This window comes from Streptomyces sp. NPDC042100, from assembly GCF_055582325.1.
Window position 1 is genome coordinate 19,087 of record NZ_JBVJDK010000016.1, and the last position, 24,981, is coordinate 44,067.

General features: G+C 76.4%; 19 protein-coding genes. 8 read left to right on the forward strand and 11 right to left on the reverse strand.

The window, feature by feature from the left end:
- Positions 1–130: 130 nt before the first annotated feature.
- Entirely contained in the window at positions 131–418 is a 288-nt protein-coding gene (locus tag ACZ6J5_RS30060) for a hypothetical protein (protein WP_469396717.1), read from the forward strand.
- A gap of 130 nt (positions 419–548) precedes the next feature.
- Here ACZ6J5_RS30060 and ACZ6J5_RS30065 read toward each other — a convergent pair whose 3' ends face one another.
- The 5 genes from ACZ6J5_RS30065 to ACZ6J5_RS30085 all read right to left on the reverse strand — a co-directional run bounded on the left by ACZ6J5_RS30065 (position 549) and on the right by ACZ6J5_RS30085 (position 9,133).
- Positions 549–5,246, reverse strand: coding sequence for a hypothetical protein (locus ACZ6J5_RS30065; RefSeq protein WP_469396719.1), 4,698 nt, complete (start codon positions 5,244–5,246; stop codon positions 549–551).
- 118 nt (positions 5,247–5,364) lie between these two features.
- Positions 5,365–6,261, reverse strand: a complete 897-nt coding sequence (locus ACZ6J5_RS30070; protein WP_469396721.1) for a hypothetical protein — start codon at positions 6,259–6,261, stop codon at positions 5,365–5,367.
- The gene (locus ACZ6J5_RS30075; protein WP_469396723.1) at positions 6,258–6,785 is read right to left on the reverse strand and encodes a hypothetical protein; all 528 of its coding nucleotides are present in this window, start codon (positions 6,783–6,785) and stop codon (positions 6,258–6,260) included. Before ACZ6J5_RS30075 ends, ACZ6J5_RS30070 begins: the two co-directional genes overlap by 4 nt.
- A complete protein-coding gene (locus ACZ6J5_RS30080; protein WP_469396725.1) occupies positions 6,782–8,311 on the reverse strand; it encodes a hypothetical protein in 1,530 nt (509 codons plus the stop codon). The genes ACZ6J5_RS30075 and ACZ6J5_RS30080 overlap by 4 nt, the downstream gene beginning before the upstream one ends.
- 117 nt (positions 8,312–8,428) lie before the next feature.
- Positions 8,429–9,133 (reverse strand): GntR family transcriptional regulator, encoded by a 705-nt coding sequence (locus ACZ6J5_RS30085; RefSeq protein WP_469396727.1) that lies wholly within the window; start codon positions 9,131–9,133, stop codon positions 8,429–8,431.
- Positions 9,134–9,333: 200 nt separating this feature from the next.
- Here ACZ6J5_RS30085 and ACZ6J5_RS30090 point away from each other — a divergent pair, with 200 nt between their 5' ends.
- From ACZ6J5_RS30090 to ACZ6J5_RS30110, 5 genes are all read left to right on the forward strand, one after another.
- On the forward strand, positions 9,334–10,614 hold the full coding sequence (locus ACZ6J5_RS30090) for an MFS transporter (protein ID WP_469396729.1): 1,281 nt from the start codon (positions 9,334–9,336) through the stop codon (positions 10,612–10,614).
- Positions 10,615–10,652: 38 nt separating this feature from the next.
- The gene (locus ACZ6J5_RS30095; protein ID WP_469396892.1) at positions 10,653–11,474 is read left to right on the forward strand and encodes a putative hydro-lyase; all 822 of its coding nucleotides are present in this window, start codon (positions 10,653–10,655) and stop codon (positions 11,472–11,474) included.
- Positions 11,475–11,543: 69 nt separating this feature from the next.
- A complete protein-coding gene (locus ACZ6J5_RS30100) occupies positions 11,544–12,308 on the forward strand; it encodes a LamB/YcsF family protein (protein WP_469396731.1) in 765 nt (254 codons plus the stop codon).
- Positions 12,305–12,931, forward strand: coding sequence for a 5-oxoprolinase subunit B family protein (locus ACZ6J5_RS30105; RefSeq protein WP_469396732.1), 627 nt, complete (start codon positions 12,305–12,307; stop codon positions 12,929–12,931). Before ACZ6J5_RS30100 ends, ACZ6J5_RS30105 begins: the two co-directional genes overlap by 4 nt.
- Positions 12,928–13,794, forward strand: a complete 867-nt coding sequence (locus tag ACZ6J5_RS30110) for a 5-oxoprolinase subunit C family protein (RefSeq protein ID WP_469396734.1) — start codon at positions 12,928–12,930, stop codon at positions 13,792–13,794. Before ACZ6J5_RS30105 ends, ACZ6J5_RS30110 begins: the two co-directional genes overlap by 4 nt.
- A gap of 37 nt (positions 13,795–13,831) precedes the next feature.
- Here ACZ6J5_RS30110 and ACZ6J5_RS30115 read toward each other — a convergent pair whose 3' ends face one another.
- The 6 genes from ACZ6J5_RS30115 to ACZ6J5_RS30140 form a co-directional block, all read right to left on the reverse strand.
- Positions 13,832–17,425, reverse strand: a complete 3,594-nt coding sequence (locus ACZ6J5_RS30115) for a hydantoinase B/oxoprolinase family protein (protein ID WP_469396736.1) — start codon at positions 17,423–17,425, stop codon at positions 13,832–13,834.
- Positions 17,426–17,429: 4 nt separating this feature from the next.
- Positions 17,430–18,281, reverse strand: a complete 852-nt coding sequence (locus ACZ6J5_RS30120; protein ID WP_469396738.1) for an SGNH/GDSL hydrolase family protein — start codon at positions 18,279–18,281, stop codon at positions 17,430–17,432.
- Positions 18,278–19,447, reverse strand: a complete 1,170-nt coding sequence (locus tag ACZ6J5_RS30125) for a glycosyltransferase (protein WP_469396739.1) — start codon at positions 19,445–19,447, stop codon at positions 18,278–18,280. The genes ACZ6J5_RS30120 and ACZ6J5_RS30125 overlap by 4 nt, the downstream gene beginning before the upstream one ends.
- The gene (locus tag ACZ6J5_RS30130) at positions 19,444–20,577 is read right to left on the reverse strand and encodes a glycosyltransferase family 4 protein (RefSeq protein WP_469396741.1); all 1,134 of its coding nucleotides are present in this window, start codon (positions 20,575–20,577) and stop codon (positions 19,444–19,446) included. Before ACZ6J5_RS30130 ends, ACZ6J5_RS30125 begins: the two co-directional genes overlap by 4 nt.
- A gap of 139 nt (positions 20,578–20,716) precedes the next feature.
- Positions 20,717–22,135, reverse strand: a complete 1,419-nt coding sequence (locus ACZ6J5_RS30135) for a HEAT repeat domain-containing protein (RefSeq protein ID WP_469396743.1) — start codon at positions 22,133–22,135, stop codon at positions 20,717–20,719.
- Positions 22,136–22,376: 241 nt separating this feature from the next.
- The gene (locus ACZ6J5_RS30140; protein ID WP_469396744.1) at positions 22,377–22,775 is read right to left on the reverse strand and encodes an ankyrin repeat domain-containing protein; all 399 of its coding nucleotides are present in this window, start codon (positions 22,773–22,775) and stop codon (positions 22,377–22,379) included.
- A 294-nt stretch (positions 22,776–23,069) separates the two neighbouring features.
- Between ACZ6J5_RS30140 and ACZ6J5_RS30145 the strand changes: the two genes are divergently transcribed.
- Positions 23,070–23,264 carry a hypothetical protein gene (locus ACZ6J5_RS30145; RefSeq protein WP_046907412.1) on the forward strand — a complete coding sequence of 65 codons (195 nt, stop codon included), beginning with the start codon at positions 23,070–23,072 and terminating at the stop codon, positions 23,262–23,264.
- A gap of 37 nt (positions 23,265–23,301) precedes the next feature.
- Positions 23,302–24,939 (forward strand): hypothetical protein, encoded by a 1,638-nt coding sequence (locus ACZ6J5_RS30150; RefSeq protein ID WP_469396746.1) that lies wholly within the window; start codon positions 23,302–23,304, stop codon positions 24,937–24,939.
- Positions 24,940–24,981 lie beyond the last annotated feature (42 nt).

Here is a 24,981-nt window from a genome sequence, read left to right on the forward strand (position 1 = left end):
GTCCGCGTAAAGCGGCTGAAGACGGGCAGCCACCCTGAAGACGTCGGTGGTGGGGAGTGACAGCGCTATGGAAGACGAGGCGCGACCGGTTCGGCAGTTGTGGGTGGAGGAGAAGAAGGGGCGCGGGCGGATGCCCGACCCCGTGCGGACGGCCGCCGTCCGCGCGGTGATGCTGACGGCGGTGACCCTGATCCAGGCGATGGTCGCCTTCTTCTGCTCGGTCACCGGATCCTGGCTGGCGTTCCCGGTCACGGTCACGTCGGTGATCAGTACGGTGGCGGCCACCTGGAGCGTGCTGGACGTGTGGATCACCCGTCAGGTGTGGCGCCAGCGCAACGGAGTGGTGTCGCAGCCGAGCAGCACCGCCCGGTCCCGGCGCGGCGAGCAGCCGGCCGAGCGCCTCTCCGAAGCGGCCTGACGAACGTACGCGCACGAACGCGGACGTACGCACACGAAGAACGTACGCGCACGATGGCCGGGTGGCCCGGATCTCCTTACGGGGATCCGGGCCACTCTGCTTTCACCGGGCGGGCCGGGCGGCCCGGGGGCTACTCCGCCGTCGCGGCGGCGGGTGCCGGTGAGGGCGCCTGGGCGTCGGGCGTCCGGCGGAACATCCGGGTCGCGGTGATCTCGCCGTGGATCGCCTCGCCCTCGGCGCTCGGCTGCGGCAGCCCCGGGCGCAGGTGCTCCTCCACGCTGATGTACTTCAGGCCCGCGCGCAGGTCCGCGTCATTGCGCAGTCGGATGACCAGCGGGAACTCGGCGAGCGCGGTCGTGTCGAACAGGCCCGTCGTGTACAGCAGCTGCACGCCCAGCGCGTCCGACACGGCCCGCTGGAGCTCCAGCAGGTACGTGGCGTTCGCGCGGCCGATCGGGTTGTCGAGGAAGAGCGTGCCCGCGTGGCGGTGCTTGTCGCGGCCCCGGTCGTTGGAGCGGAGCGCGGCCATCGTGCAGTAGAGGGCGATGGCGGCGGTGAGCAGCTGGCCGCCGGAGAAGACGTCGCCCATCTGGCCCACGGGCACCCGCTCCGCGCGCAGCACCGCGTCCGGCTTGAGGATCTCGACGGCGATCCCCTTCGGTTCGAGGGCGGCCTGGACCCCGCGCAGCAGCAGGGACATACCGTCGCGGCGCAGGTCGGAGTTCTTCCGCACGGCCGCGCGGGTCGCCTCGTCGACGACCTCGCCGAGCCGCTCGGTCAGCGTCGCCGGGTCGGGCTCCTCGAAGCGGATCCGCAGGAACTCCTGGCCCGACCACTCGCCGAGCCCCTCGGGCAGCCGGGACAGCCGCTGGGCCGACCGCAGGGTGGCCAGCGAGGACTCCACGAGGCCCCGCAGCCGGTCCACGATCGACTCGCGGTTGCGCTCCAGCTGCGCCAGCTCGTCGGTGAGCACCCGCAGCCGGGGCGCGAAGGCCTCGGCCCACTTCGCGGCGTGCTCCGGGAGCGCGGCGGCGGGCAGCTCGCGGATCTGCTGCCGGGCCGGGGTGCGCACCTGCTCGAAGCGGGTCGCGTTGGCGTGCCGGACGAGGATGTCGCTCGCCTCGCGGACGGCCGCGTCGGCGGCCGACAGCTCGGCGGCGCAGCCGCGCAGCGCCCGGCGGTTCTCCGCCGCCGCCTCGCGGGCCTCGGCCAGCGGGCCCGGGTAGGGCTCGGGCCGCTCCTGCTCCTCGTCCGTGTGGTCGCGCAGCAGGTCGCGCAGGAGCGCGGCGGTCTCGTCGAAGCCGCCGGTGGCGTCCTCGGCGGCCCGGTGGGCCTGGAGCAGCCCGGTGTGGGCGGCGCGGGCCGCCTCCAGGGCGTCGGTGCGGGCGGCCAGCTCGGTGGTGGCGGTGCGCAGCAGGCTCTGGGCGTGCTCGGCGTCGGCGGGGTGCAGTTCCTCGGGCAGCTCGGTGTGCGCCTCGCCGTCCTCGGGGGCGAGCCGCTCGGACTCGCCGCGCAGCCGGCCGAGCTTCTCGCTGGCCTCGGAGGCGCGCGACTCCAGCTTCTGCACCAGCGCCTCGGCGCGGGCGGCGGCGGCCTGGCGGGACGGGCCGTCGGCGCCGTCGGTCGACTCCAGGAGCTGTTCGGCGCGGGTGCGGACCTTGTTGGTGAGGCGGTCGAGCTCGGCGAGGGCGGCGGACTCGTCGCTCTCGGCGCGGGCCTGCTCGGCGCGCAGGTCGGCGCCGACGCCGACCTTCTCGTACACCTGGGAGGCGGCCCGGTAGGCCTCGCGGAGGGTGGGGAGCGCGGCGCGGGGCGCGGCGGCGTCCTCCTCCGGCAGGTTCTCCGGGGCGCCGGCGATCTCGGCGCGCTCGGCGCGCAGCGCGCGGGCGGTGCGGTGGGCGTCGTCGGCGGCGCGCTGGGCGGCGCGGCGGTCCTCGTCGGCGGCGCGGGCGCGCTCCAGGCAGGTCTGGGCGCGGGCCTCGGACTCGGTGGCGTCGTCGGCCAGTTCGCGCAGCTTCGCCTGCCAGGCGGAGCGCTCGCGCAGCCGGTAGGCGAGGCCCGCGAGCGCGTCGGCGGCGCGGCGGGCGCGCTGGGCGGCGTCCTGGCGCTCGTCGCGGACGCGGGTGGCGTCGGCGGCGGTCTCCTCGGCCTCGGCGCGGACCGCGCGGGCCTCGGCGAGGACGGCGGCCGCGGTCTCGGCGGCGGTGCGGGCGGAGGCGGCGACGGCGGCCAGCTCGGCGAGCATCCCGGGCGGGCAGTCGGCGCGCCAGGAGCCGATCCGGGCGGCCAGCGAGCGGTCGCCGGTGAGCCGGGCGGCGAGCGCGCGGATCTCCTCGTCGCGGGCGGCGGCCCGGCCGCGCAGCGCCTGGCGCTCCTCGTCGGCGGCGTTCTCGTCGTGCATGGCCGGGTTCGGCGGGACGAGGAAGACGTCCGCGTCCTGGCCGGAGGCGGGGGCCGGTACGGGGGCGAGCAGCGCGGCGGCGGTGCCGACGGCGACGGTGGAGCGGGGCAGCAGGGCGGCGCCGCCGAGGACCTCGCGGGCGCGGCCGTACGAGACGGGGTCGGTGATCACGACGCCGTCGACCAGCTCGGGGCGGGCGGCGAGGACGGCGGCGTGGTCGGCGGGGTCCACGGACTGGGCGAGGTAGCGCCAGCCGGGCAGGGCGGGGATGCCGTGCTCGCCGAGGAACTCGACGGTGGCGAGGACGTCGGGGCCGGGCGGCAGCAGGCCGCCGTCGCCGAGGGCGCCGAGGATGCGGTTGTCGTCGGCGGCGGCGGTGCGCAGGTCGAAGAGCTGGCGTTCGGCGGAGCCGATGGACCGGTCGAGCAGGGCGCGCAGCTCGTCGGCGTACCGGTCGAAGTCGGTGACGGAGAGCGCGTCGCCGTCGGGGGCCGCGAGGGGGCCGGCGGCGGGGGTGGCGGCGTCGCCCGCGCGCTGGCCGGGCAGCGGGGAGCCGGCGGGCTGGCCCGTGGTCTCCCCGGCGGCCGGCAGGGAGAGCAGTTCGGCCAGGCGCGGGTCGGCGGCCAGGGACTCGGCGGCGCGGCGCTCGGCGTCGTAGGCGTTCTCGGCGGCCTCGGCCGCGTCGGCGGCGCGGGCGGCGGCGAGTTCGGCGCGGGACTCGGCGCCGGCGGTCTCGCGGGCCCGCTCGGCGGCGGCGCGCGCGGCGTCCCGGGCCGCGTCCCAGGCGGCGACGGTGGTCTTCTCGGCGTCGCTGGCGGCGAGGGCGGCGCGGGCCGGGTCGGCGTCGGGGGCGGAGTCGTCGAGCCAGCCGGCCCGTACCGCCTCGGCGGTCTCCTGCTCGACCTCGGCGAGGCGCTGGCGCAGGTGGCCGGCCTCGCTGCGGGCGCGCTGGGCCTCGGTGGCGGCGGCGGTGGCGTCGCGGTGGGCGCTCTCGCCGGCCTCCTGGAGGGCGGCGGAGCGCTCCTCCTCCTCGGCGGCGTGCCGCTCGCCCTCGGCGGCGGCCGAGGCGAGGGCGCGGACCAGGTCGGCGGCGGCCTTGGCGCGGGCGGCGAGGGCGGGGGCGGCGTCCCGCTCGGCCTCGCGGATGGCGGCGGCGACGCGGGTGGAGCGGTCGCCGGCGGCGCGGTGCCGGAGCACGGACTCGGCGGCCTGCCAGGCGGAGTGCAGGGTGCGGGCGTCGGTGAGCTCGCGGCGCTGGGCGGCGGCGCCCTTCTCCGCGGCGGTCAGGGCCAGCGAGGCGTGCCGGTAGGCGAGCTCGGCGGCGATGAGGGCGCTGCGGCCTCGGGCCAGCTCCGCCTCGGCGACGGCGTGGGACGCCGCCGTGACCTGCTCGGCGAGCTCGGCGACCCGGCCGCGCTCCTGGGCGGCGCGGGCGGAGAGCCGGCGGGCCAGGGTGCGGGTGCGGCGCTCGGCCCCGGCGTGCACGTCCCGCGCGCGGGCGCGGGTGTCGGCGGCCTCGACGATGCGGGTGAGCAGGTCGACGGAGCCGGCGGTGAAGTCGCGCTCGGCGGTGAGTTCGGCGCGGCGGCCGAGCTTGTTGCCGAAGCCTCCGACGAGGTCGGCGAGGCCGTCGGTGTCGCGGGTGTCGGTGACGGCGCGCAGCAGGAGGTCGGTGAAGTCGGAGTCCTTCTTGACCGCGAAGAGGCCGGCGGCCTCGCCCTCGTCGGCGTTCATCTCGCGCTGGTAGCGGAAGAGTTCGGGGTCGAGTCCGAGGTCGCCGAGGTGCTCGTTCCAGCGGTCGTGGATCTCCTCCCAGGAGACCTCCAGGTGCGGGTACGCCTTGCCCGCCTCGGTGATCGCGTCGCGGAAGCCCTTCATGGTGCGGCGGCGGCCGGAGGCGCCGGAGGCGCCTTCGACGGGCGGGCGCACGGAGGTGGCCTCGGCGACGGGCAGGTTGTCGAGGCTGAGGCCGGGGCCGGGGCGGAAGGAGTACCAGGCCTCGGCGAACTTGCGCGGGTCGTTGGAGACCTGGCGGCCGCGCCACTCGCTGGCCTTGCCGACGACGACGAGCTCGCCGGTGAGGGTGTGCTGCCACTCCAGGGCGACGTGGCCGCAGTCGTCGGCGAGCAGGAACTTGCGGAGCACGCCGGAGCTGGCGCCGCCGAGGGTGTTGCGGTGGCCGGGGAGCATCACCGAGAAGATCAGTTTGAGGAGGACGGACTTGCCGCCGCCGTTCTCCAGGAAGAGCACGCCCGCGGGGGCGGGGCGACGCGGCGGGCCGACCGGCTCCTCCTCGAAGAAATCCGCCTGGGCGGGGGCGGGGTGGGGCACCGGGGCGCCGACGCCGCGCAGATCCAGGACGGTGTCGGCGTAGCGGGCGCCGGCCGGTCCGATGGAGTAGAGACGGACCCGGGACAGCTCGTACATGCGGCGGACTCTCGTGCTTCTCGTACGCGGGATGGGCGGTGACGTGCGGTGGGGGTGGGACGTGCCGGGGGCTTGCCGGGGGGCGGTCGGCCGGTCGGCCGTTCAGCCGTTCAGCCGGTCAGCCGTGGAAGGACAGGCCGGCGTCGGCGGCGAGCGCCAGGTCGTCGCCCTCGGGCGGCGGCAGGAGGGTCGCGGAGCCGTCGCTGACGGGGACGACGCCGAGGTCGAGCAGTTCGGCCATGGCGGCGGTGCCGGCCATGTCGCGGACCTGGAGCTGGTAGCGCGCGGTGGTGCGGTAGGAGCCGCCGGACTCGTCGCCGGTCCGCTGGAGGAAGCCGGAGTCGGTGAGGAAGGCGACGGCCTTGCCGACGATGCCGGTGGTGGAACCGGCGAGGCGGCGGGCGTCCTTGGTGGCGCCGGTGGCGCTGCGCCGGGCGTAGATCCGCCAGGCGGCCTCCAGGCCGGGGGCGTCGGAGGCGGGGTCGGTGTTCTCGCCCTGCTCCTCGGCGCGCTCTTCCAGGCGGCGGCAGGCCTGGCGGACGAAGGCGTCGACGCCGTTGACCGTGAGGCGGCCGATGTAGCCGTCGTCGGCGAGGTCCTCGGGGCGGGGGAAGGCCATGGTGGCGACGGCGAGGTGCGCGAGGCCGTGCAGGAAGCGGTCGGCGGAGTCGGTGGAGGCGCGGCGGGCGTAGTCGCCCATGCGGACGGCGAAGACGGAGTCCTCGCCGGCGGTGACGGCCATGCCGGCGCGCGGGGAGACCTCCAGGACGACGAGGCCGAGGCCGGTGGCGACGGCGTCGGCGAGCCGCGCGAAGGCGGGGTCCTCGCGGTAGCGGCGGAGCAGCTCGGCGTACTCGGCGTCCCGCGCGGGCAGCAGCTTGGGCTGGAGCCCGAAGGAGACGAGCCGGGCCGCGTCGGCGGCGTCGGCGGGGGTGACGGCCGAGGGCGCGACGGGGGTCCCCGGGGCCTCCGGCTCGCTCCACGCGTCGGTGTGCTCGACGTGGTGTTCGCTCACGGCTGGGGCTCCTCGGTACGGCGGGGCTGCGGCGGGGCGGTGCGCCCTGCGGGGGCGGGGGTCTGGGGGGCTGCGGAGTCGGCCGCGGCGTCCGGGGCCGTCGCCGTCGCCGTCGCCCCCGCCGGGGCGGGGCCGGAGAGCGGCAGGCGTACGGGAGTGACGGTGACGGGCGCGGACTGCGGGCCCGCGTCGGACCCGTCCCGCGATCCGGCCGGGGTGCCGGGGCCGCCTCGCGCGGGCGGCTCCTCGGGGTGCCGCCCGCGCGGGAGCGGCACGGCGCGCACGAAGGCGCGGCGCACGGGCCGGGGGGCCGTCCCGGCGGGCACCGGGCGGACCCGGGGACCGTCGGCGGGCGGCTCGCCGGGCCGCTCGGCGGCGGGCCGCGCGAGGGGCACGGCGGCGACCCGGGGGCCGGGGGTCCGCGTGTCCGGGGTGCCGGGGGTCCGCGCGTCCGGGGTGCCGGAGGTCCGCGCGTCCGGGGTGCCCGGGGTCCGCGCGTCCTCGGGCGGGTGGGGCGCGGTCACGTGGCCTCCGTGCGGTCCGCGGCCATGCCGACGGCGTCGAGGAGGGCCGTGCCGACGATGAGGTCGGCGCCGCCGAACTCGTGGTCGTCGAGGGGGGTGCCGTCGTCGACGGCGAACAGCAGGCGCTCCTCGCCCTGGCGGTAGGCGGTGCCGACCGGGGGGCTCGCGGCGTGGACGGCGAGGAGGGCGACCAGGTAGGGCAGGTCGAGGTCGCCGCCGAGCCGGGCTTCGGCGAGCAGGCCCGAGAGGCGGCGCGGGGCGTCGTGCTCCAGGTCCAGCAGTTCCATGGCGGCGGCGAGCTGCTCCTCGCTGAAGCGGCTGTCGTCGGGGGTGGCGATCAGGTCGGGCTCGGGCATCTCGGCGCCGAGGTGCTGGCGCTCCACGGGCGGGGTGAGCAGCAGCTCGACGAGGTCGGCGACGCGGACGGAGGCGGGTGTGCGCAGTCCGGTGCCGTGCGCGAAGAAGGCGTCGGTGACCCGGGTGGCCTGCTCGACGGGGAGCGGGAGCAGCGGGGCGACGAGCTGCCCGTACAGGTCGAGGCCGGTGTACGCGGTGGGCGCGGCGAAGGCCTGGCGGTCCTGCTCGGCGCGGAAGAGCGGGCCGGCCTCCAGCAGGCGGGACTGGAGCTGGGTGTGGCGCCGGATGCAGTCCTTGACGATGTCGACGAGCTCGGCGGCGCGGCGCTTGTGCTCGTGGTCCTCGGCCTCGTCGCGGGCCTTGCGGATGTTGGTGAGGATCGCGTTCTCGTGGCGGTAGCGGTCGGCGACGTGGTCGAGCGCCTCGGCGATCATGTCGGGCACCGTGGTGAGCCAGTCGACGGCGCGGACGTTGCGCCGGGTGGCCTCCAGGGTGCGGCGGAGGGTCTCCGCGTACTGCACGGTGCGGTAGCGGGCCTGCTCGGCGGCGAGCTGGGCGTCGGCGAGGCGGCCCCGGCTGATCAGGACCTCCAGCTTGACCTCGGCGGCGATCTGGGCGCTGGTGACGTCGGTGTCGAGGGCGCCGACCAGCACGTTCACCGCCTCGTCGGTGGTGCGGAGGCAGACTCCGCCGCCATAGCCGGGGACCTCTTCGACGAGCTTGAAGTCGTAGTCGCGGCGGGTGTAGACGCCGTCGGCGCCGAAGGTGCCGTAGACCGCGCGGAAGCCCCGGTCGACACTGCCGACGTTGATCAGGTTCTCCAGGACCCAGCGGGCCACCCGCTCGTGCTCGGCGGCGGGGCGCTCGGGGGCCTGGGCGGCGACGCGGGGCAGCAGCCGGGAGACGACCTGCTCGTGGTCGGCGCCGGTGTCGAAGTCCATGTTGAGCGTGACCAGGTCGATCGCGGCGAGGGCGACCTCGGCCATCGCGTAGACCGTGTACTCCCCGGCCAGGTGCGCCTTGCGCACGTCCAGGTCGTGCAGCGGGGCGGTGCACGCGAGCGCGCGGAGGCGCCGCGCGAGCCCTTCGTCGGCGGCCGGACCCTGCGCGGGCCGCGGCCCCGCGCTGAGCTGGGGCGGAGCGAGGTCCGTCGAGGCAGGCGAAGTCACGGTGCACAGAGTAGGTCCTCGGACTGACAACGGTCGAAACGGCGCTTATACGACCGTGGCCCTGTCCGGAACCCGCCGGGCGGGCGGGCCGGGCGCGTCCGGCGGCTCCCGGACGGCTCACGTCTCCGGGTCGTCGACCGCCTTCGCGTACGCGTCGGTGATCCGGGTGCGGGAGTCGTCGAGGTAGCGGGCCAGCAGCCGCTCGGCCCGGTCGCGCTCCCCGGCGTTCAGGGCGCCGAGGATCTCCCGGTTCCGCACGAGGTAGGGCTCGTGGAGGCCGCGCGGGTCGGCCACGGTGTGGAAGGCGAGGCGGAGTTCGGCGAGGACGCCGCGCATCAGCTCGTCGGTGCGGGCGCTGCCGGCGAGGGCGACGAGCTCGCGGTGGAAGTGGATGTTGGCGGTGGAGACGCCCTTCCAGTCCTCCGCGCGGGCGGCCCGCTCCCCCTCGGCGACGGCGTCGGCGAGCCCGTCGACGGCGAACGGGGGCTCCCCGAGGGCGTGGACGACCGCGCACTCGACGAGCCGCCGGGTGCGGTAGATGTCGGCGACGTCGTCGACGGTGAGGACCCGGACGAAGACGCCCCGGTTGAGCCGGTGGACGAGCAGGCGTTCGTGGGTGAGCAGCCGGAACGCCTCGCGCAGGGTGTTGCGGGACACTCCGAGGGCGCCGCCGATGCCGTCCTCGGAGAGCCGGGTGCCGGGCGGGAAGAGCCCCTCGGCGATCCGGGTGCGCAGGATGTCGGCGACCCGCTCCGCCGTGCTCGTGCGTCCCAGCAGCGCGCGGTCGTCCGCCAGCTCGCCGATCGAGTCCCTCGGTTCCATGCCGTTCCCGTTCCCTCCGTCGTTCGCGGCCGAGTCAATCGCAGGTCAGGCGCCGGAAACAAGGACGTGCCGAAAGGATCGACGACAGGTCTCTTGTCGGATCGTTGAACGATCCCTACATTGAACGACACCGCACGGCACGTCAGCACGGTTCGTCAGCACGTCTCTCCCGCACTCTCCTCCCCTTCTGCGAGGTGCAGATGAGCACGACCCAGACCCGGCACTCCGCCCGGGACGAACGCCCCGACGACACGGGCGCGTTCGCCTGGCTGCGCGCCCTCGGCCCGCGCGGCAGGCGCGCGTTCGGCGGCGCCTTCGGCGGCTACGCCCTCGATTCCTACGACTTCTTCACGCTGCCCCTGGCGATGGTGGCGATCGCCGCCTACTTCGGCCTGGACAAGGGGCAGACCGGTCTCCTCACCACGGTCACGCTGGCGGTCTCCGCCGTCGGCGGCGCGCTGGCCGGCGTCCTCGCCGACCGGATCGGCCGGGTGAAGGCGCTGCTGGCCACGGTGATCACCTACGCGCTCTTCACCGTCCTGTGCGGCTTCGCGCCCAACTACGAGACCCTGCTGGTCTTCCGCGCCCTCCAGGGCCTCGGCTTCGGCGGGGAGTGGGCGGTCGGCGCCATCCTGGTCGCCGAGTACGCCTCCGCGCGGCACCGCGGCCGGACCCTCGGGGCCGTGCAGAGCGCGTGGGCGGCCGGCTGGGCGCTCGCCGTGATCGTCTACACGCTGGTCTTCCGCTTCGTCGACGCCGACACCGCCTGGCGGGTCATGTTCTGGACGGGCGCGCTGCCCGCGCTCCTCGTCGTCTACGTGCGGCGGCACGTCGAGGACGCCCCGCAGGCGGCCGAGGCACGCCGCGCGGGCGCCGGGCGCGGTTCCTTCACCGCCGTCTTCAAGCGCCCGCTGCTCGGCACCACGTTCTTCGCGGTGCTGCTCTCGACGGGCGTCCAGGGCGGCTACTACACGCTCGCCACCTGGGTGCCGACCTTCCTGAAGACGGAGCGCGGGCTCACCGTCGTGGGCACCGGCGGCTATCTCGCCTTCCTCATCTCGGGCGCCTTCACCGGCTATCTGGCCGGCGGCTACCTCACCGACCGGCTCGGCCGGAAGAAGAACATCGCGCTCTTCGCGGTGCTGTCCGCGCTCGCCGTCCTCGTCTACACCCGCATCCCGGACGGGGCGAACACGCTCCTGCTGCTGCTCGGCTTCCCGCTCGGCTTCTGCATGTCGGCCATCTTCAGCGGCTTCGGCTCCTTCCTCGCGGAGCTCTATCCGACCGCCGTGCGCGGCACCGGGCAGGGCTTCACGTACAACACGGGGCGCGCGGTCGGCGCCGTGTTCCCGGCCCTGGTCGGCTTCCTCGCCGAGAGCTGGGGCGTCGGCGGGGCCCTGGTGTTCGGGGCGGTGGGCTACGGCCTCGCCGTACTGGCCCTGCTGGGACTGCCGGAGACCCGGGGGAGGGAGCTCGCGTGACCACCCACGACGCCGTCCCCTCCGCCGTTCCCTCAGCCATTGCCTCCACCGCCCGCCACCGCGCCCACTCCCCCGCCCACCCGGCCGTACGGGACCCCCGGGAGGCCCGCGCGCGGGTGCGCGCCGGGGCCACCGGGCCGACGGCCGGCTGGGCGCCGGGCCACGCGCAGGCCAACCTGATCGCGGTGCCCGCGGACTGGGCGTACGACGTCCTGCTCTTCTGCACCCGCAATCCGCGGCCCTGCCCGGTCCTGGACGTCACCGACCCGGGCTCCTGGCGCACCCTCCTCGCCGCCGGCGCCGACCTGCGCACCGACATCCCGCGCTATCGCGTGTGGGAGCACGGGCGGCTGGTGGACGAGCCGACCGACGTCACGCCCTACTGGCGGGGCGACCTGGTGTCGTTCCTCATCGGGTGCAGCTTCACCTTCGAGGGCGCGCTGGCCGAGGCGGGGGTGCCGCTGCGCCACGTCGAGCAGGGGCGGAACGTGTCGATGTACGTCACCGACCGCGCCTGCCGTCCGGCGGGGCGGCTGCACGGGCCGATGGTGGTGTCGATGCGCCCGGTGCCGGCGGCGCTGGTGCCGACGGCGCGGCTGATCAGCGGGCTGCTGCCCGCCGTGCACGGCGCCCCGGTACACGAGGGCGATCCGGCCGCGCTGGGCATCTCGGACCTGGCCCGGCCCGACTTCGGGGACGCGGTGCGCGCGGAGCCGGGGGACGTGCCGGTCTTCTGGGCCTGCGGGGTCACTCCGCAGGCCGCGCTGACGGCCTCGCGTCCGCCGTTCGCGATCACCCACGCGCCGGGCCGGATGCTCGTGACCGACGTCAGGGACGCGGAGTACCGCGTCGGGGCCTGAACGCGGGGCCGGAACGGGGAGCGCGCGCGTTCGCGGGCTCTTCCGCGTACGAAAGGAAGGAAACCCACCATGGACCGGGTCTCGATCGACCTCAACGCCGACCTCGGCGAGGGCTTCGGCCGCTGGACGCTGACCGACGACGAGCGGCTGCTCTCGGTGGTCACCAGCGCCAACGTCGCCTGCGGCTTCCACGCCGGGGACGCGGCGACGATGCGGCGCGTGTGCGAGCTGGCGGCGGCGCGCGGGGTGCGGATCGGGGCCCAGGTCTCCTACCGGGACCTCGCCGGCTTCGGCCGCCGCTCGATGGACGTGCCGGCGGCCGAGCTGGCGGCCGAGGTCGCTTATCAGATCGGCGCCCTGGAGGTGTTCGCGCGGGCCGCCGGCTCCCGGGTCGCGTACGTGAAGCCGCACGGCGCGCTCTACAACCGGGCGGTGCACGACGAGGAGCAGGCGGCGGCGGTCGTCGAGGGGGTCCTGCTCGCCTCGGCGGAGCTGCCGGTGCTCGGGCTGCCCGGCTCGCGGCTGCACGAGGCCGCGCGCGAGGCCGGGCTGCCCGTGGTGGCCGAGGCCTTCGGCGACCGCGCCTACCGGGCCGACGGCACCCTGCTGCCACGGGGGCAGGAGGGCGCCGTGCTGTCCGATCCGGGCGAGGTCGTCGAACGGGCGGTGTCCATGGCCCGGTTCGGGGTGGTCACCGCGCACTGCGGGCGGTCCGTGCCCGTGCGGGCGCGCTCGCTGTGCCTGCACGGCGACACACCGGGCGCGGTGGGGCTGGCCCGGCGGGTGCGCGAGGGCCTGGAGTCCTCGGGCGTCAGGGTGGAGGCCTTCGCGTGAGGGCCCGCAAGGTGTACCGGGTCGGGGACCGTGGGCTGCTCGTCGAGCTGGTGAGCGGGGAGGCGACGGAGGCCTTCCACGCCGAGCTGCTGCGGCGGCGGGCGGAGGGTGCGCTGCCCTCCGTACGCGAGATCGTGCCGGCGGCGCGGACCGTGCTCCTCGAAGGGGTGGCGGCGCCGGACCGGCTGGCGGCCGAGCTGCGCTCCTGGGACGTGTCCGCGCGGTGCGCGCCGGAGGGGGCCGCCGTGACGGTGCCGGTGCGCTACGACGGGCCGGACCTGGCCGAGGTGGCCGCGCTGTGGGGGGTGTCGCCGGAGGCGGCGGTGCGGATCCACGCGGCGACCGTGTTCCGGGTCGCGTTCTGCGGGTTCGCCCCGGGCTTCGGCTATCTGACGGGGCTCGGGCCCCGGTACGAGGTGCCGCGCCGGGCGACGCCGCGGACCGCCGTCCCGGCCGGGTCGGTGGCGCTGGCGGGGCCGTACACGGGGGTGTACCCGCGCTCCTCGCCGGGCGGCTGGCAGCTGATCGGCACGACGGACGCGGTGCTGTGGGACACCGCGCGGGAGCCGGCCGCGCTGCTGTCGCCGGGCGCGCGGGTGCGGTTCACGGTGGCGGCCCGATGAGCGATCGTGCCGTGGCCGTCGTCCGGGCCGGGGCGCTGACCACGGTGCAGGACCTGGGCCGGGCGGGGCACGCGCATCTGGGCGTGCCCCGCTCCGGCGCGCTCGACCCGGGCGCGGTGCGGCTGGCGAACCGGCTGCTCGGCAACGAGGAGGGCGCCGCCGTGCTGGAGACCACGGTCACCGGCTGCGCGGTGCGGCCCCGGTGCGCGGTGACGGCGGTGGTGGGCGGCGCGCCGTGCCCGGTGCGGGTGGACGGGCGTCCCGCGGCCTGGGGGACGCCGGTGCGCGTCCGTGCCGGGCAGCTCCTGGAGGTGGGCGCGGCCGTGCGCGGGCTGCGCTCGTACGTGGGTTTCGGCGGCGGTATCGGCGTCGATCCGGTACTCGGCAGCCGCTCGGCCGATCTGCTGTCCGGGCTCGGTCCGGCGCCGCTGACGGACGGGATGGTGCTGCCGCTGGGGGCGGCCTCGGCGGCGGTGCGGGGGCCGGTCGACGCCCCGCCCTGGCCGGGGCCGCCGGACGAGCTGGTCCTGCGGGTGCGGCTGGGTCCGCGCGAGGACTGGTTCACGCCGGGTGCGCTGCGGACCCTGGCGACGGGGGTGTGGCGGGTGTCGCCGGCGAGCAACCGGATCGGGCTGCGCACGGAGGGGCCCGCGCTGGAGCGGTCCGTCGCGCGGGAGCTGCCGAGCGAGGGCATGGCGCTGGGGGCGGTGCAGGTGCCGCCGGACGGGCGTCCGGTGGTGTTCCTGGCCGACCATCCGACGACCGGGGGCTATCCGGTGGTGGCGGTGGTCCGGGAGGCGGATCTGGCGGCGGCGGCACAGGCCCGGCCGGGGACGGCCGTGCGTTTCGTCCCGTACCGCTGAGGAGGCCGAGTATCGCCTTTTTCTCTGAAAACCGTGTTCACAGGGGTGGTGGTCCGTAACCGCCGCCACCGGGGGTGCGGATGACGAGGACGTCGTCGGGGCCGACCTCGGTGGTGTCGACGCCGTCGAGGCGGTCCACGGTGCCGTCGGCGCGTTCGACGGTGTCGGCGCCGAGCGCGCCGGGCCCACCGCCGGCCATGCCGTAGGGCGGGACGCGGCGGTGGCCGGCGAGCAGGGCGACCGTCATGGGCTCCAGGAAGCGGATGCGGCGCTCCACGCCGTCGCCGCCGTGCCGTCGTCCCCGGCCGCCGCTGCCCGCGCGGACGGCGAAGGAGTCGATCCGGACCGGCAGGCGCCATTCCAGGACCTCGGGGTCGGTGAGCCGGGAGTTGGTCATGTGGGTCTGGACGGCGTCGGCCCCGTCGAAGTCCGGGCCCGCTCCGGAGCCGCTGGCGACCGTCTCGTAGTACTGGACGCGGTCGTTGCCGAAGGTGACGTTGTTCATGGTGCCGGAGCCCTCCGCCTGCACGCCGAGGGCCGCGTACAGGGCGCCGGTGACGGCCTGGGAGGTCTCGACGTTCCCCGCGACGGTGGCGGCGGGGTGGACGGGGGCGAGCATGGAGCCGGGCGGGACGCGGACGTCGAGCGGGGCCAGGCAGCCGCTGTTGAGCGGGATGTCCTCGTCGACGAGGGTGCGGAAGACGTAGAGCACGGCCGCCATGACGACGGCCGTGGGAGCGTTGGCGTTGCCGGGGAGCTGGGGCGAGGTGCCGGTGAAGTCGATGACGGCGCCCCGGCGTTCGCGGTCGATCCGGACGGCGACCTGGATGACCGCGCCGCCGTCGGTCTCGTAGCGGCAGCTCCCGTCGCGCAGCCGGGCGACGATCCGGCGGACGGACTCCTCGGCGTTGGCGCGGACGTGCCGCATGTAGGCGTGGACGACGTCGAGGCCGAACTCGGCGACGGTCCGGCGCAGTTCCTCGATGCCCTTCTCGTTGGCGGCGAGCTGGGCGCGCAGGTCGGCGAGGTTGGTGTCGGGGTCGCGCGAGGGGTGGCGGGCGCCGGTGAGCAGGGCCCGGGTCTCGGCCTCGCGCAGCCTCCCGTCGCGGACGAGCAGCCAGTTGTCGAAGAGGACGCCCTCCTCCTCCACGGTGCGGCTGAAGGCGGGCATGGAGCCGGGGGTGATGCCGCCGATCTCGGCGTGGTGGCCGCGCGAGGCGACCAGGAAGAGCAGGGCGGTGCCCTCGGGGTCGAAGACGGGGGTGACGACGGTGACGTCGGGCAGGTGGGTGCCGCCGTGGTACGGGTCGTTGACGGCGTAGGCGTCGCCTGGGCGCAGGGTGTCCCCGTTGCGGCGCAGCACCTCCTTGATGGACTCGCCCATGGAGCCGAGGTGGACGGGGATGTGGGGGGCGTTGGCGATGAGGTTGCCCTCGGGGTCGAAGAGGGCGCAGGAGAAGTCGAGCCGTTCCTTGATGTTGACGGAGCGGGCGGTGTTCTCCAGGCGGAGGCCCATCTGCTCGGCGATCGCCATGAAGTGGTTGTCGAACACCTCCAGGAGGACCGGGTCGACGTCGGTGCCGACGGCGGTCCGCGCGGGGCGCGGGGCGGCGCGGCGCAGCAGGAGGTGGCCGCCGTCGGCGGCGGTGGCGCGCCAGCCGGTGTCCACGACGGTGGTGGCGTCGTCCTCGGCGAGGATCGCGGGGCCGGCGACGGAGTCGCCGGGGCGCAGGTCCTCGCGGCGGTAGAGGGGGGTGGGGACCGGTGCGTGTCCGTCGTGGGTGCGGACGGTGGCGAGCGGGGCGAGCGGTCCGCGCCGGGCGCCCTGGGGGACGACGACGGGTCCGTGGGGTCCGGCGGCGCCGACCGCCTCGACGGAGACGGCTTCGACGACGACCGGCTGGTCCATGGTGAAGGCGTACCGCGCCCGGTGAAGGGCTGTGAACTCGGTTTTCATCGTTTCCGGGTCGGTGAGCGGCACCGGGAGGCTCGCGTCGGTGCCCGCGTACCGCAGCAGGGCGCGGGCGCGGGTGGTGATCGCGGTCTCGGGCAGCCCGTCGGAGCGCAGGTCCGCGCGGGTGCGGGCGGCGAGGTCGGCGTGGAGCGCGGTGAGGCGCGCGGCGGTTCCGGGGGCGTCGAGCCCGGCCGCGACGGTCTGCTCGCGCATCGCGGTCGCGTCGGCCAGGCCGATCCCGTACGCGGAGAGGACTCCGGCCAGCGGCGGTACGAGGACGGTGTCGATGCCCAAGGCGTCGGCGACGGCGCAGGCGTGCTGGCCGCCGGCGCCGCCGAAGCAGGTGAGGGCGTAGCGGGTGATGTCGTGGCCGCGCTGGACGGAGATCCGTTTGACGGCGTCGGCCATGCCCGCGACGGCGATCTCCAGGAAGCCGGCGGCCACCTGCTCGGGGGTGCGTCCGCCGCCCGCCTCGGCGGCGAGGGCCGTGAAGCGGGTGCGGACGGTCTCGGTGTCCAGCGGCAGGTCGCCGTGTTCGCCGAAGACGGCCGGGAAGTGGGCGGGCTGGATCCGGCCGAGCATCACGTTGGCGTCGGTCACGGTCAGCGGGCCGCCGCGCCGGTAGCAGGCGGGCCCGGGGACGGCGCCCGCGGAGTCGGGTCCGACGCGGTAGCGGCGCCCGTCGTAGTGCAGGACGGAGCCGCCGCCCGCGGCGACGGTGTGGACGCTCATCATCGGGGCGCTCATCCGGACGCCCGCGACGGAGGTGCCGAGCTCGCGCTCGAACTCGCCCGCGTAGTGCGACACGTCGGTGGAGGTGCCGCCCATGTCGAAGCCGATGACCCGGTCGAACCCGGCGTGGACGGAGGTGCGGGCCATGCCGACGACTCCGCCGGCGGGTCCGGACAGGACGGCGTCCTTGCCTCGGACGTGGGCGGCGTCGCGCAGGCCCCCGTTCGACTGGAGGAACATGAGGCGGATCCCGGCGAGTTCGCGGGCGACCTCGTCCACGTACCGGCGCAGGATCGGCGAGAGGTAGGCGTCGACGACGGTGGTGTCCCCGCGCGGGACGAGCCGGATCAGCGGGCTGACCTCGTGGGAGCTGCTGACCTGGGTGAACCCGGCGGCGCGGGCGAGGGCGGCGACGCGGGTCTCGTGCGCGGGGTGGCGGTAGCCGTGGAGGAGGACGACGGCGGCGGAGCGCAGTCCGGCGGCGCGGGCGGCGGCGAGCTCCGCGCGGACGGCGTCCTCGTCGAGCGGGCGGACGACGCCGCCCCGCGCGTCGACGCGTTCGGGGACCTCGATCACGCGCGCGTAGAGCGCCTCGGGCAGGACGATGTGCCGGTCGAAGAGGCGGGGGCGGTTCTGGTAGGCGATGCGCAGGGCGTCCCGGAACCCGGCCGTGACGAGCAGGACGGTGGGCTCGCCGCGCCGTTCGAGGAGCGCGTTGGTGGCGACGGTGGTGCCCATCTTGACGACGTCGATCCGGTCGGCGGGGACGGGCTCGTCCGGGGCGAGGCCGAGCAGGAGCCGGATGCCGGCGACGGCGGCGTCCTGGGTGCGGGCCGGGTCGTGCGAGAGCAGCTTGCGGGTGACGATCCGGCCGTCCGGCCGCCGCCCGACGACGTCCGTGAAGGTGCCGCCCCGGTCGATCCAGAACTCCCAGCCCGCGGCCATGCCTTCATTGTGACGGTCCCGCGGCGGCGAGGGCGGTCGACAGGGCGCGCTCCGCGCGGGCGTCCAGGCGGGCGCTGGTCCCGGTGGCCGTGTGGCGCAGTTCGGCGGCGGCGAGCAGGAGCAGCTGGGGCAGCAGGTCGTGGCAGCGGCGCAGCACCCAGGCGGTGCCCGCGGTGGCGAGCCAGAGCGCCGCGTCCGCGCGGCCGGGCGGCGGCTGCCCCGGCTCGGGGCTCGGGGGCGGGCCGTCGGCGAGCCCCCGGTCGCGCAGCAGCCGGTGGTAGGCGGCGGCGATGGCCCGGTGGCCGCGCTCCCCGGGGTGCAGCCGGTCGGCGCTCCACAGCGCGCGGTCGGCGGTCCAGGCGGGGGCGTCCAGGTGCAGGTGGACCGTGTCGTAGCGGGCGGAGAGGGCGTGGACGACGGCGTTCACGGAGCGCTGGCGGCGGGCCAGCGGGCGGGCGAGCGGGGCGGGCAGTCCGAGCATGAGCCCGGGGTCGGGCAGGCAGGCGGTGAGCAGCACGGCACCGGCGGCGGTGAGCTCCGCGCACACCCGGTCGAGGCGGGCGGCGAGCAGCCCGATGTCGAAGGTGTGCCGCAGGGTGTCGTTGACGCCGACGACGACGGAGGCGAGCCGGGGTTCCAGGGCGAGCGCCGCGGGGAGCTGCCGTTCGGCGACCTCGCGGCTCTGGGCGCCGCTCTCGGCGAGGTTGGTGAAGGCGGTGGCCGCCGCGTCGGCCCGCAGCCCCTCGGCGAGCAGCGCCGCCCAGCCGCGCCAGCGCCCGTCGACCCGGTCGCCGACGCCTTCGCTGAGCGAGTCCCCGAGCGCGACGAAGCGGGCCGGGGCCGCGCGCGGGCTCATCCCGGCGTCCTGAGGCGTACGGGGGCGTCGTGGGCGGCCAGGAAGGCGGCGGTGGCGCGGTCCCAGGAGAAGAGCTCCGCGCGGGCGCGGGCGGCGGCCCGCCGGGGCTCCTCGGGGAGGGCGAGGAGGGTGCGGACCGCGCGGGCGAAGGCGGCGGGTTCGTCGGCGGCGCAGGCGCCCGCGTCGGCGACGACCTCGGGCAGGGCGGAGGAGGCGCTGCAGACGACGGGCGTGCCGCAGGCCAGGGCCTCCAGGGCGGAGAGCCCGAAGGTCTCGGCGGGTCCGGGGGCGAGGCAGACGTCCGCCGCCGCCTGGAGGTCGGCGAGCGCCTCCCGGTCGGCGACGTGGCCGAGGAAGCGGACGGGCAGCCGGCGCTCCCGGGCCCGGCGCTCCAGGGCGGCCCGCAGCGGCCCGTCGCCGGCCACGACGAGCGCGGCGGCCACCCCGAGGGCGCGGAGCTCGTCGAGGGCGTCCAGGGCCGCGCCGGGGCGCTTCTCGACGGAGAGCCGGGAGCACAGGACGAGCAGCACCCGCGCGCCGTCCGCGTACCGGGCCCGCAGGACGGTGCTGCGGCGGCCGGGCCGGCAGCGGTCGAGGTCGACGCCGAGCGGGGCGCGGACGACGTTGCGGGCCCCGATCCGTACGAACTCCCGCTCGGCCCACCCGGTGGTGCAGACGATCCGGGAGTAGGCCCAGGCGGTGCGCCGGTTGAGCCGGTCGGCCGCGCGCGCGGCGAGCGCCCCGGGGACGCCCCAGGTGCGCAGGACGCCGTCGGCGGTCTCGTGGGAGACCATCACGGCCGGCACCCGCGCGCGGCGCGCCCACTCCCCCGTCCAGCGCAGGGTGGTCCGGTCGGAGACCTCCAGGCGGTCGGGGGCGAGCCCGTCGAGGACGTGGCGCAGGCGGCGCCGGTCGGCGAGCACCCGGTAGCCGCCGGTGCCGGGGACCACGGGTCCCGGCAGGGTGACGACGCGGCCCTGGGCGGCCTCCCGGTCGCCCGCCGTCGCGCCGGGGACGACGAGCACGGGGCGGTGCCCGGCGGCGGCGTAGCCGCGTCCGAGCCGGTCGAGCGCGGTGCGCAGGCCGCCGGAGGTGGGGGTCACGAAGTTGGCGACCCGGACGATCCGCAGCGCCCGCCCGGGGTCCCCGGGCCGTGTCCCGGTCACGCCGCCACCGCCGCCCGCTCGCGCAGCACCTCGCGGTAGTGGCCGATCAGCTCGTCGCCGACGGACTCCCAGGTGCGCCGTTCGACGGCGGCGCGGGCGGCCCGGCCGTAGACCGCGCGCAGGGCGGGGGCGGCGGCGAGGGCGGCGACGGCCTCGCGGAGCGCGCCGGGGTCCTCGGGCGGGACGAGGTAGCCGGTGCCTCGGTGGTCGACGAGGTCCAGGGGGCCGCCGGCGGCGGGGGCGACGACGGGGACGCCGGAGGCCATCGCCTCCTGGACGGTCTGGCAGAAGGTCTCGTAGGGGCCGGTGTGGGCGAAGACGTCGAGCGAGGCGAAGATCCGGGCGAGCTCGTCGCCGGTGCGGCGGCCGAGGAAGACGGCGCCGGGCAGGGCGGCCCGCAGCGCGGGGGCGCTCGGCCCGTCGCCGACGACGACGAGCCGGACGCCGGGCAGTCCGCAGACCCCGGCGAGCAGGTCGACGCGCTTCTCGGGCGCGAGCCGTCCGACGTAGCCGACGAGGGTCTCACCGCCGGGCGCGAGGAGCCGCCGCAGGGACGCGTCGCGCAGCTCCGGCCGGAAACGCGCGGTGTCGACGCCGCGCCTCCAGAGCCGGATCCGGCCGATGCCATGCGCCTCCAGGTCGCGGACGGCGGCGGTGGAGGGGGCGAGGGTGCGGTCGGCGGCGCCGTGCACGGCGCGCAGCCGGCGCCAGGCCGCGGCCTCGCCGGCGCCCACGTACGTACGGGCGTAGCCGGCGAGGTCGGTCTGGTAGACGGCGACGGCGGGCAGGCCGAGCCGGGCGGCGGCCGTCATGCCCCGGACGCCGAGGACGAAGGGGCCGGCCAGGTGGACGATCTCGGCGCGGTGCGCGGCGAGGGCGGCGGCGACCCGGCGGCTGGGCAGGGCGACCCGTACCTGGGGGTAGCCGGGCAGCGGCAGGGAGGGCACCCGGACGACGGGGCAGGGCGCGTCGGTGTCCGGGCCGGCGGCGGCGAGGGCGCCTTGGGGGGCGGGGGCGACGACGAGCGGGGTGTGGCCTCGGCGGGCCAGGTGGAGCGCGGTCTGCTGGGCGCAGTGCGCGACCCCGTTGACGTCGGGCGGGAAGGACTCGGTGACGATGACGACACGCATACGGGTGTTGTCGTCGCGCTCGGCGTGTCCCCGTCAAAGTGGATCTGGACGGGCGGGGAACGTCCCATGAGCGTTTGCCCCGGGCGGCACCGGAAGCCGCGGGGGTGGCCGGATGAGGGCCACCCCCGGGGTGCGGTGCTCAGACCTGGAGGTCGAGATCCGGTCCTATCCGGTTGCGCACGGCCGTCTGGACCTCGGCCTCCTCGGCCGGGTCGGCGGCCAGGCGGCGCAGCCGGTCGGCGACGCGTACGTCCCCGGTCTCGGCGTGCAGCGCGGCCAGCTCGCGGGTGGTCTCCTCGCAGTCCCACAGGCACTCGACGGCGAAGCCGGTGGCGAAGGTGGGGTCGGTGGCGGCCAGCGCGCGGGCCGTGCGGCCGCGCAGCTGGGAGGAGGCCGTCTCGCGGTAGATGTGGCGCAGCACGGGGGCCGCGCAGCCGATGCCGAGGCGGCCGGCGCCGTCGACCAGGGGGTAGAGGGCGACCGCGTCGGGGCCCTGGGCCCGGACGGTCTCGCGGAGGGCGCCGAGGACGAGGGGGGAGTCCTGGGTGCCGCCGCGGAAGGCGAGCGTCCCGGCGGCGGCGGCGCCGAGCGCGTCGGGCCGGTGGATCCAGCCGCGGGCGCGGTCGACGGCGGCTTCGCCGGTCATGCGCGCGAAGGCGGCGACGGCCGCCTCGGCGACGGTGGAGCCCTCGCCGGCGGCGAGCTCGACGAGGTCGAGGACGGCGGGGTCCTCCGCCGCGGCGAGGTAGTGCAGCGCGGCGCGGCGGGCGCCGTCGGGGCCTCGGCGGGCGGTGGCGAGGATCAGTTCGCGGTCCTCGGGGCCGGCGACGGCGGCCAGGCAGCGGGCGGCGGGCCCGGTGAGCTCGGCGCCGCGCTCCAGGCCCTCCTGGGCCCAGTCGAGGACGGCCTGGACGCTCCAGCCGGGCCGGGGCCCGGTGGGGCTGAGCTGGCGCTGCCAGCGGTCGAAGGAGCCCTGTTCGCCGGCGGCCCTGATCCGGGCGCCGACGGCGGCGCGCGGGTCCTCGGCCCACAGCCGCCAGGGCCGCGGCTCGTAGGCGTCGCGGACGGCGGCGGCCAGCGCGGCCTCGCCCTCGGCGTCGGCCGGGAAGCGGGCGAGCACGGCCCGCGCGAGGGAGCGCAGTCCGGCGTCGTCGTCGCGCAGCGCGAGCTCGTCCAGGGCCCAGGCCCAGTTGGCCCCGGTGGCGGCGTAGCGCCGCAGCAGGACCACCGCGTCGCGGCGTCCGTACGAGGCGAGGTGCCCGAGGACGGAGAGCGCGAGCCCGGTCCTGGCCTCCTCGTCGTCGAGGCGGTCCTCGGGCGCGAAGAGGTGCGCCTCGATCTCGTCCAGACCTCCGTGGAGGTCGAGGTAGAGACGGGCGTAGTAGAGGGAGCGGTTCTCGACCTGCCAGTCGTGGCGGGGGTCGTCGAGAACGCAGCCGTTGAGGGCCGCGAGGGCCTCGGCACGTGGCGCCGCGAGCGCGTGCAGGGTGCCGTCGCCGCGGCCCCTCTGCAACAGGCCGAGCAGAGTGCCGCTCGGCGCTATGACTGGATCGAACATGGAAGACGCCTCACATCAAGCTGTCGACACGACCGGGGGAATCCGGGATGAACCGGGTCAGGCTGATCGCCTAGGCCGTGCGGCAACATGTAGGGCCGCCCGTGGTTCCGCGCTTGTGATTGACCATCTTCCTCTGCCTCTCGTCGGTGGCCCGCTGCGGGCCCGTCGTCATGATGACCCACCCATTTCGCCACCGCGACCACATTTACGACGCTGCTCTCACCTGGGGTTCAGCCGGTGTTCACCGGGCCTGGAAGAGCTCCAGGAGTTCGGCCTTGCCGAACATCCGTGCGGTGTCCACGGCGGACGGAGTCCCGGCTTCCGGATTCGCCCCGCCGGCCAGCAGGGCGCGGACGACGTCGTCGGCGCCCTTGAAGACGGCACCGGCGAGCGGGGTCTGGCCCCGGTCGTTGGCGCGGTCGGCGTCGGCACCCCGCTCCAGGAGCGCGGCGACGGCCCCGGCGTGCCCGTGGTAGGCGGCGAGCATGACGAGGGTGTCGCCCCGGTCGTTGGTGAGGTCCGCCGGGACGCCCGCGTCGAGATAGGCGGCGAGGGCCGCCGCGTCGCCGGTCCTGGCCAGGCCGAAGACCTTGCCGGCCAGCTCGACGACCTCGGGGTCCGGGGTCTGGCTCTCGCTCATGGTGGCGCCTCGCTCTCGTGCTTGACCTGCGCACGGCAAGTGAGGCCGTACGAGTGAATCGACAGGGTACTGCCCACCTGGGGACATGACCGTGCCTGTTGGAGGCAAAGATCACTCGCGACACCCGCCCTTTTAGCGCGATCCGGACTTTTCGCCACCCGAAGAAGGGTCACTTCTAGGCCGGTCAAGTGAAAACGCCAGCAATTCACCCATATGCACCTTTAGTCACATAGATACTTGCTGTGAACCTGGAAGAACTGATGGTGACTGTCCCCTCAACCAGGAGAACACCTCATGATCCTGTCCATTTCAGGCGTCGTCCTGCTCGGCATCATCTGCTTCCTGTTCTTCAAGAAGGACGGCATGAAGGCCTCGCACGCCCTCGTCAGCGCCCTCTTCGGGTTCTACCTCGCGGGCACCGCGATCGCCCCGAGCATCACCGCGGGCGGACAGAGCCTCGCCAGCCTTCTGGGCGGGATCAAGTTCTGACGCCCCTCCGCCCCTTCCACCACTCCAGGAGTACGACGTGGCCCGGCGACCACTCCCCCGCATTCTGAGCAGCGGCAGCGCCCAGATCGCTCGCAGCCGAGAGATCGCGCGCACGGCCGCCGACAGCGCCACCGATGTGCTCCATCCGCTGATCACGATCTCGCGCGGTCTGCGGAAGCTGGCCGCGACCGTGCGCGCCAGGTGGGCCGCGACCCCCAAGGAGCGGCGCGGTCCTACGCTGTTCCTGGTCGCGGCCTGCGTCCTGGTCCTCGCCTTCCTGCCGTACGGCCCCCTGCTCGCCCTCGTCGGGGTGATGGGCGCCGCCGCCTGGCAGGGACGGGAGCGCCCCGTCGTCAAGACCGGTCCCGACGACGCCGAGGCCGCCCGGCTCAAGGGCCTCTACGAGGCCCTGGTGCCCTATCTCTCCCTCCCCGAGGACCCCGCGCCGCTCTTCGCGCACGGCGGGGACTGGAGCGCCGCCTTCGCGGACCACGCCTTCGACGAGGACGGCCGGCTGACCCGGCTGCGCATCTCCTACCCCCCGTACTTCACCGACGGCGAGCCCGCCGCCCGCGCCCGCGTCGAGCAGCTGCTGCACGCCAAGTCGGGCCGCGGCCGCGAATACCTCTTCACCTGGGACGAGGAGGGCAACCGGCTCACCATGCGGGTCCTCGACGCCCTCCCCACCACGATCGCCGCCCAGCGCTTCGTCACCGCGCCCGGCGAGACCGTGCTCGGCTTCACCGACGCCGACGCCGTGCCCCGGACCGTGCCCGTCCAGGGCCCCGACGGCACCGAGGACGCCCCCGCCGTCATCTGGCGCACCGGCCCCCGCTCCGCCGAGCCCCACCTGCTCGCCGTCGGCCAGCCCGGCAGCGGCACCACCTCCCTGCTGCGCTCGATCGCGCTCCAGGCCCTCCCGCACGGCGACGTCCTCGTCATCGAGGGCGGCGGCACCGGCGAGTTCGCCTGCCTCGTCGGCCGGGCCGGGGTGCTCGCCGTCGAATGCGGCCTCGCCGGCGCGCTGGCCAGCCTGGAGTGGGCGGCCCACGAGACCGAGCGGCGCCTCATCGCCGCCAACCGCGCCCGCCAGGCGGGCCACCCGGCGCCCGAGGACACCCGGCGCCCGCTGTGGATCCTCCTCGACCGGCCGAGCGTGCTGGGCCACCTCGCCGCCGCCGACGGCCGCCCCGACCCTCAGGAGCTGCTCCAGGTGCCGCTGCGGCACGGGCGCGCGGCGCAGGTCACGGTGGTGGTGGCGGAGCAGTTCGACAGCCTGGACGCGCTCGGCGAGACCGTACGGACCCACACCCGGGCCCGGATCGCGCTCGGCCCGGCCGCCCCGGACCAGATCGCCGCCGTCCTGGGGGCCCCGCCGCACACCACCCCCGTCCCCGAGGTGCCCCCGGGCCGGGGCTACGCCCGCCTCGGCGCCGCCCCGGTGCTGCGCCTCCAGGTCCCGGCCACGCCCGACCCGTACGACGACGCGACCGGCGAGGCGCACCGCCAGGCGGTCCTGGAGCTGCTGCCGGAGCGGCAGACGGCCACCATGGCGACGATCGAGGCCGCCCCCGGCTCGGCCCCGGACCCGGACGTGGAGGCCGACACGGCGCCGACCCTCCGCAAGGGCCCCGGCACCACCGCGCTGCCGTCCCCGGTGCCCGCCGAGGGCTGAGCCCCGTACGGACACGAGAGGGCGGGCGCACCTTCACCGGTG

Excerpts from the sequence above, each read along its gene's own strand:
- ACZ6J5_RS30110 (WP_469396734.1), top strand. The coding sequence starts at position 12,928 with ATGAGCGATCGTGCCGTGGCCGTCGTCCGGGCCGGGGCGCTGACCACG.
- ACZ6J5_RS30120 (WP_469396738.1), bottom strand. The coding sequence starts at position 18,281 with ATGAGCCCGCGCGCGGCCCCGGCCCGCTTCGTCGCGCTCGGGGACTCG.
- ACZ6J5_RS30130 (WP_469396741.1), bottom strand. The coding sequence starts at position 20,577 with ATGCGTGTCGTCATCGTCACCGAGTCCTTCCCGCCCGACGTCAACGGG.
- ACZ6J5_RS30135 (WP_469396743.1), bottom strand. The coding sequence starts at position 22,135 with ATGTTCGATCCAGTCATAGCGCCGAGCGGCACTCTGCTCGGCCTGTTG.
- ACZ6J5_RS30060 (WP_469396717.1), top strand. The coding sequence starts at position 131 with ATGCCCGACCCCGTGCGGACGGCCGCCGTCCGCGCGGTGATGCTGACG.
- ACZ6J5_RS30140 (WP_469396744.1), bottom strand. The coding sequence starts at position 22,775 with ATGAGCGAGAGCCAGACCCCGGACCCCGAGGTCGTCGAGCTGGCCGGC.
- ACZ6J5_RS30145 (WP_046907412.1), top strand. The coding sequence starts at position 23,070 with ATGATCCTGTCCATTTCAGGCGTCGTCCTGCTCGGCATCATCTGCTTC.
- ACZ6J5_RS30100 (WP_469396731.1), top strand. The coding sequence starts at position 11,544 with ATGGACCGGGTCTCGATCGACCTCAACGCCGACCTCGGCGAGGGCTTC.
- ACZ6J5_RS30065 (WP_469396719.1), bottom strand. The coding sequence starts at position 5,246 with ATGTACGAGCTGTCCCGGGTCCGTCTCTACTCCATCGGACCGGCCGGC.
- ACZ6J5_RS30085 (WP_469396727.1), bottom strand. The coding sequence starts at position 9,133 with ATGGAACCGAGGGACTCGATCGGCGAGCTGGCGGACGACCGCGCGCTG.
- ACZ6J5_RS30115 (WP_469396736.1), bottom strand. The coding sequence starts at position 17,425 with ATGGCCGCGGGCTGGGAGTTCTGGATCGACCGGGGCGGCACCTTCACG.
- ACZ6J5_RS30090 (WP_469396729.1), top strand. The coding sequence starts at position 9,334 with ATGAGCACGACCCAGACCCGGCACTCCGCCCGGGACGAACGCCCCGAC.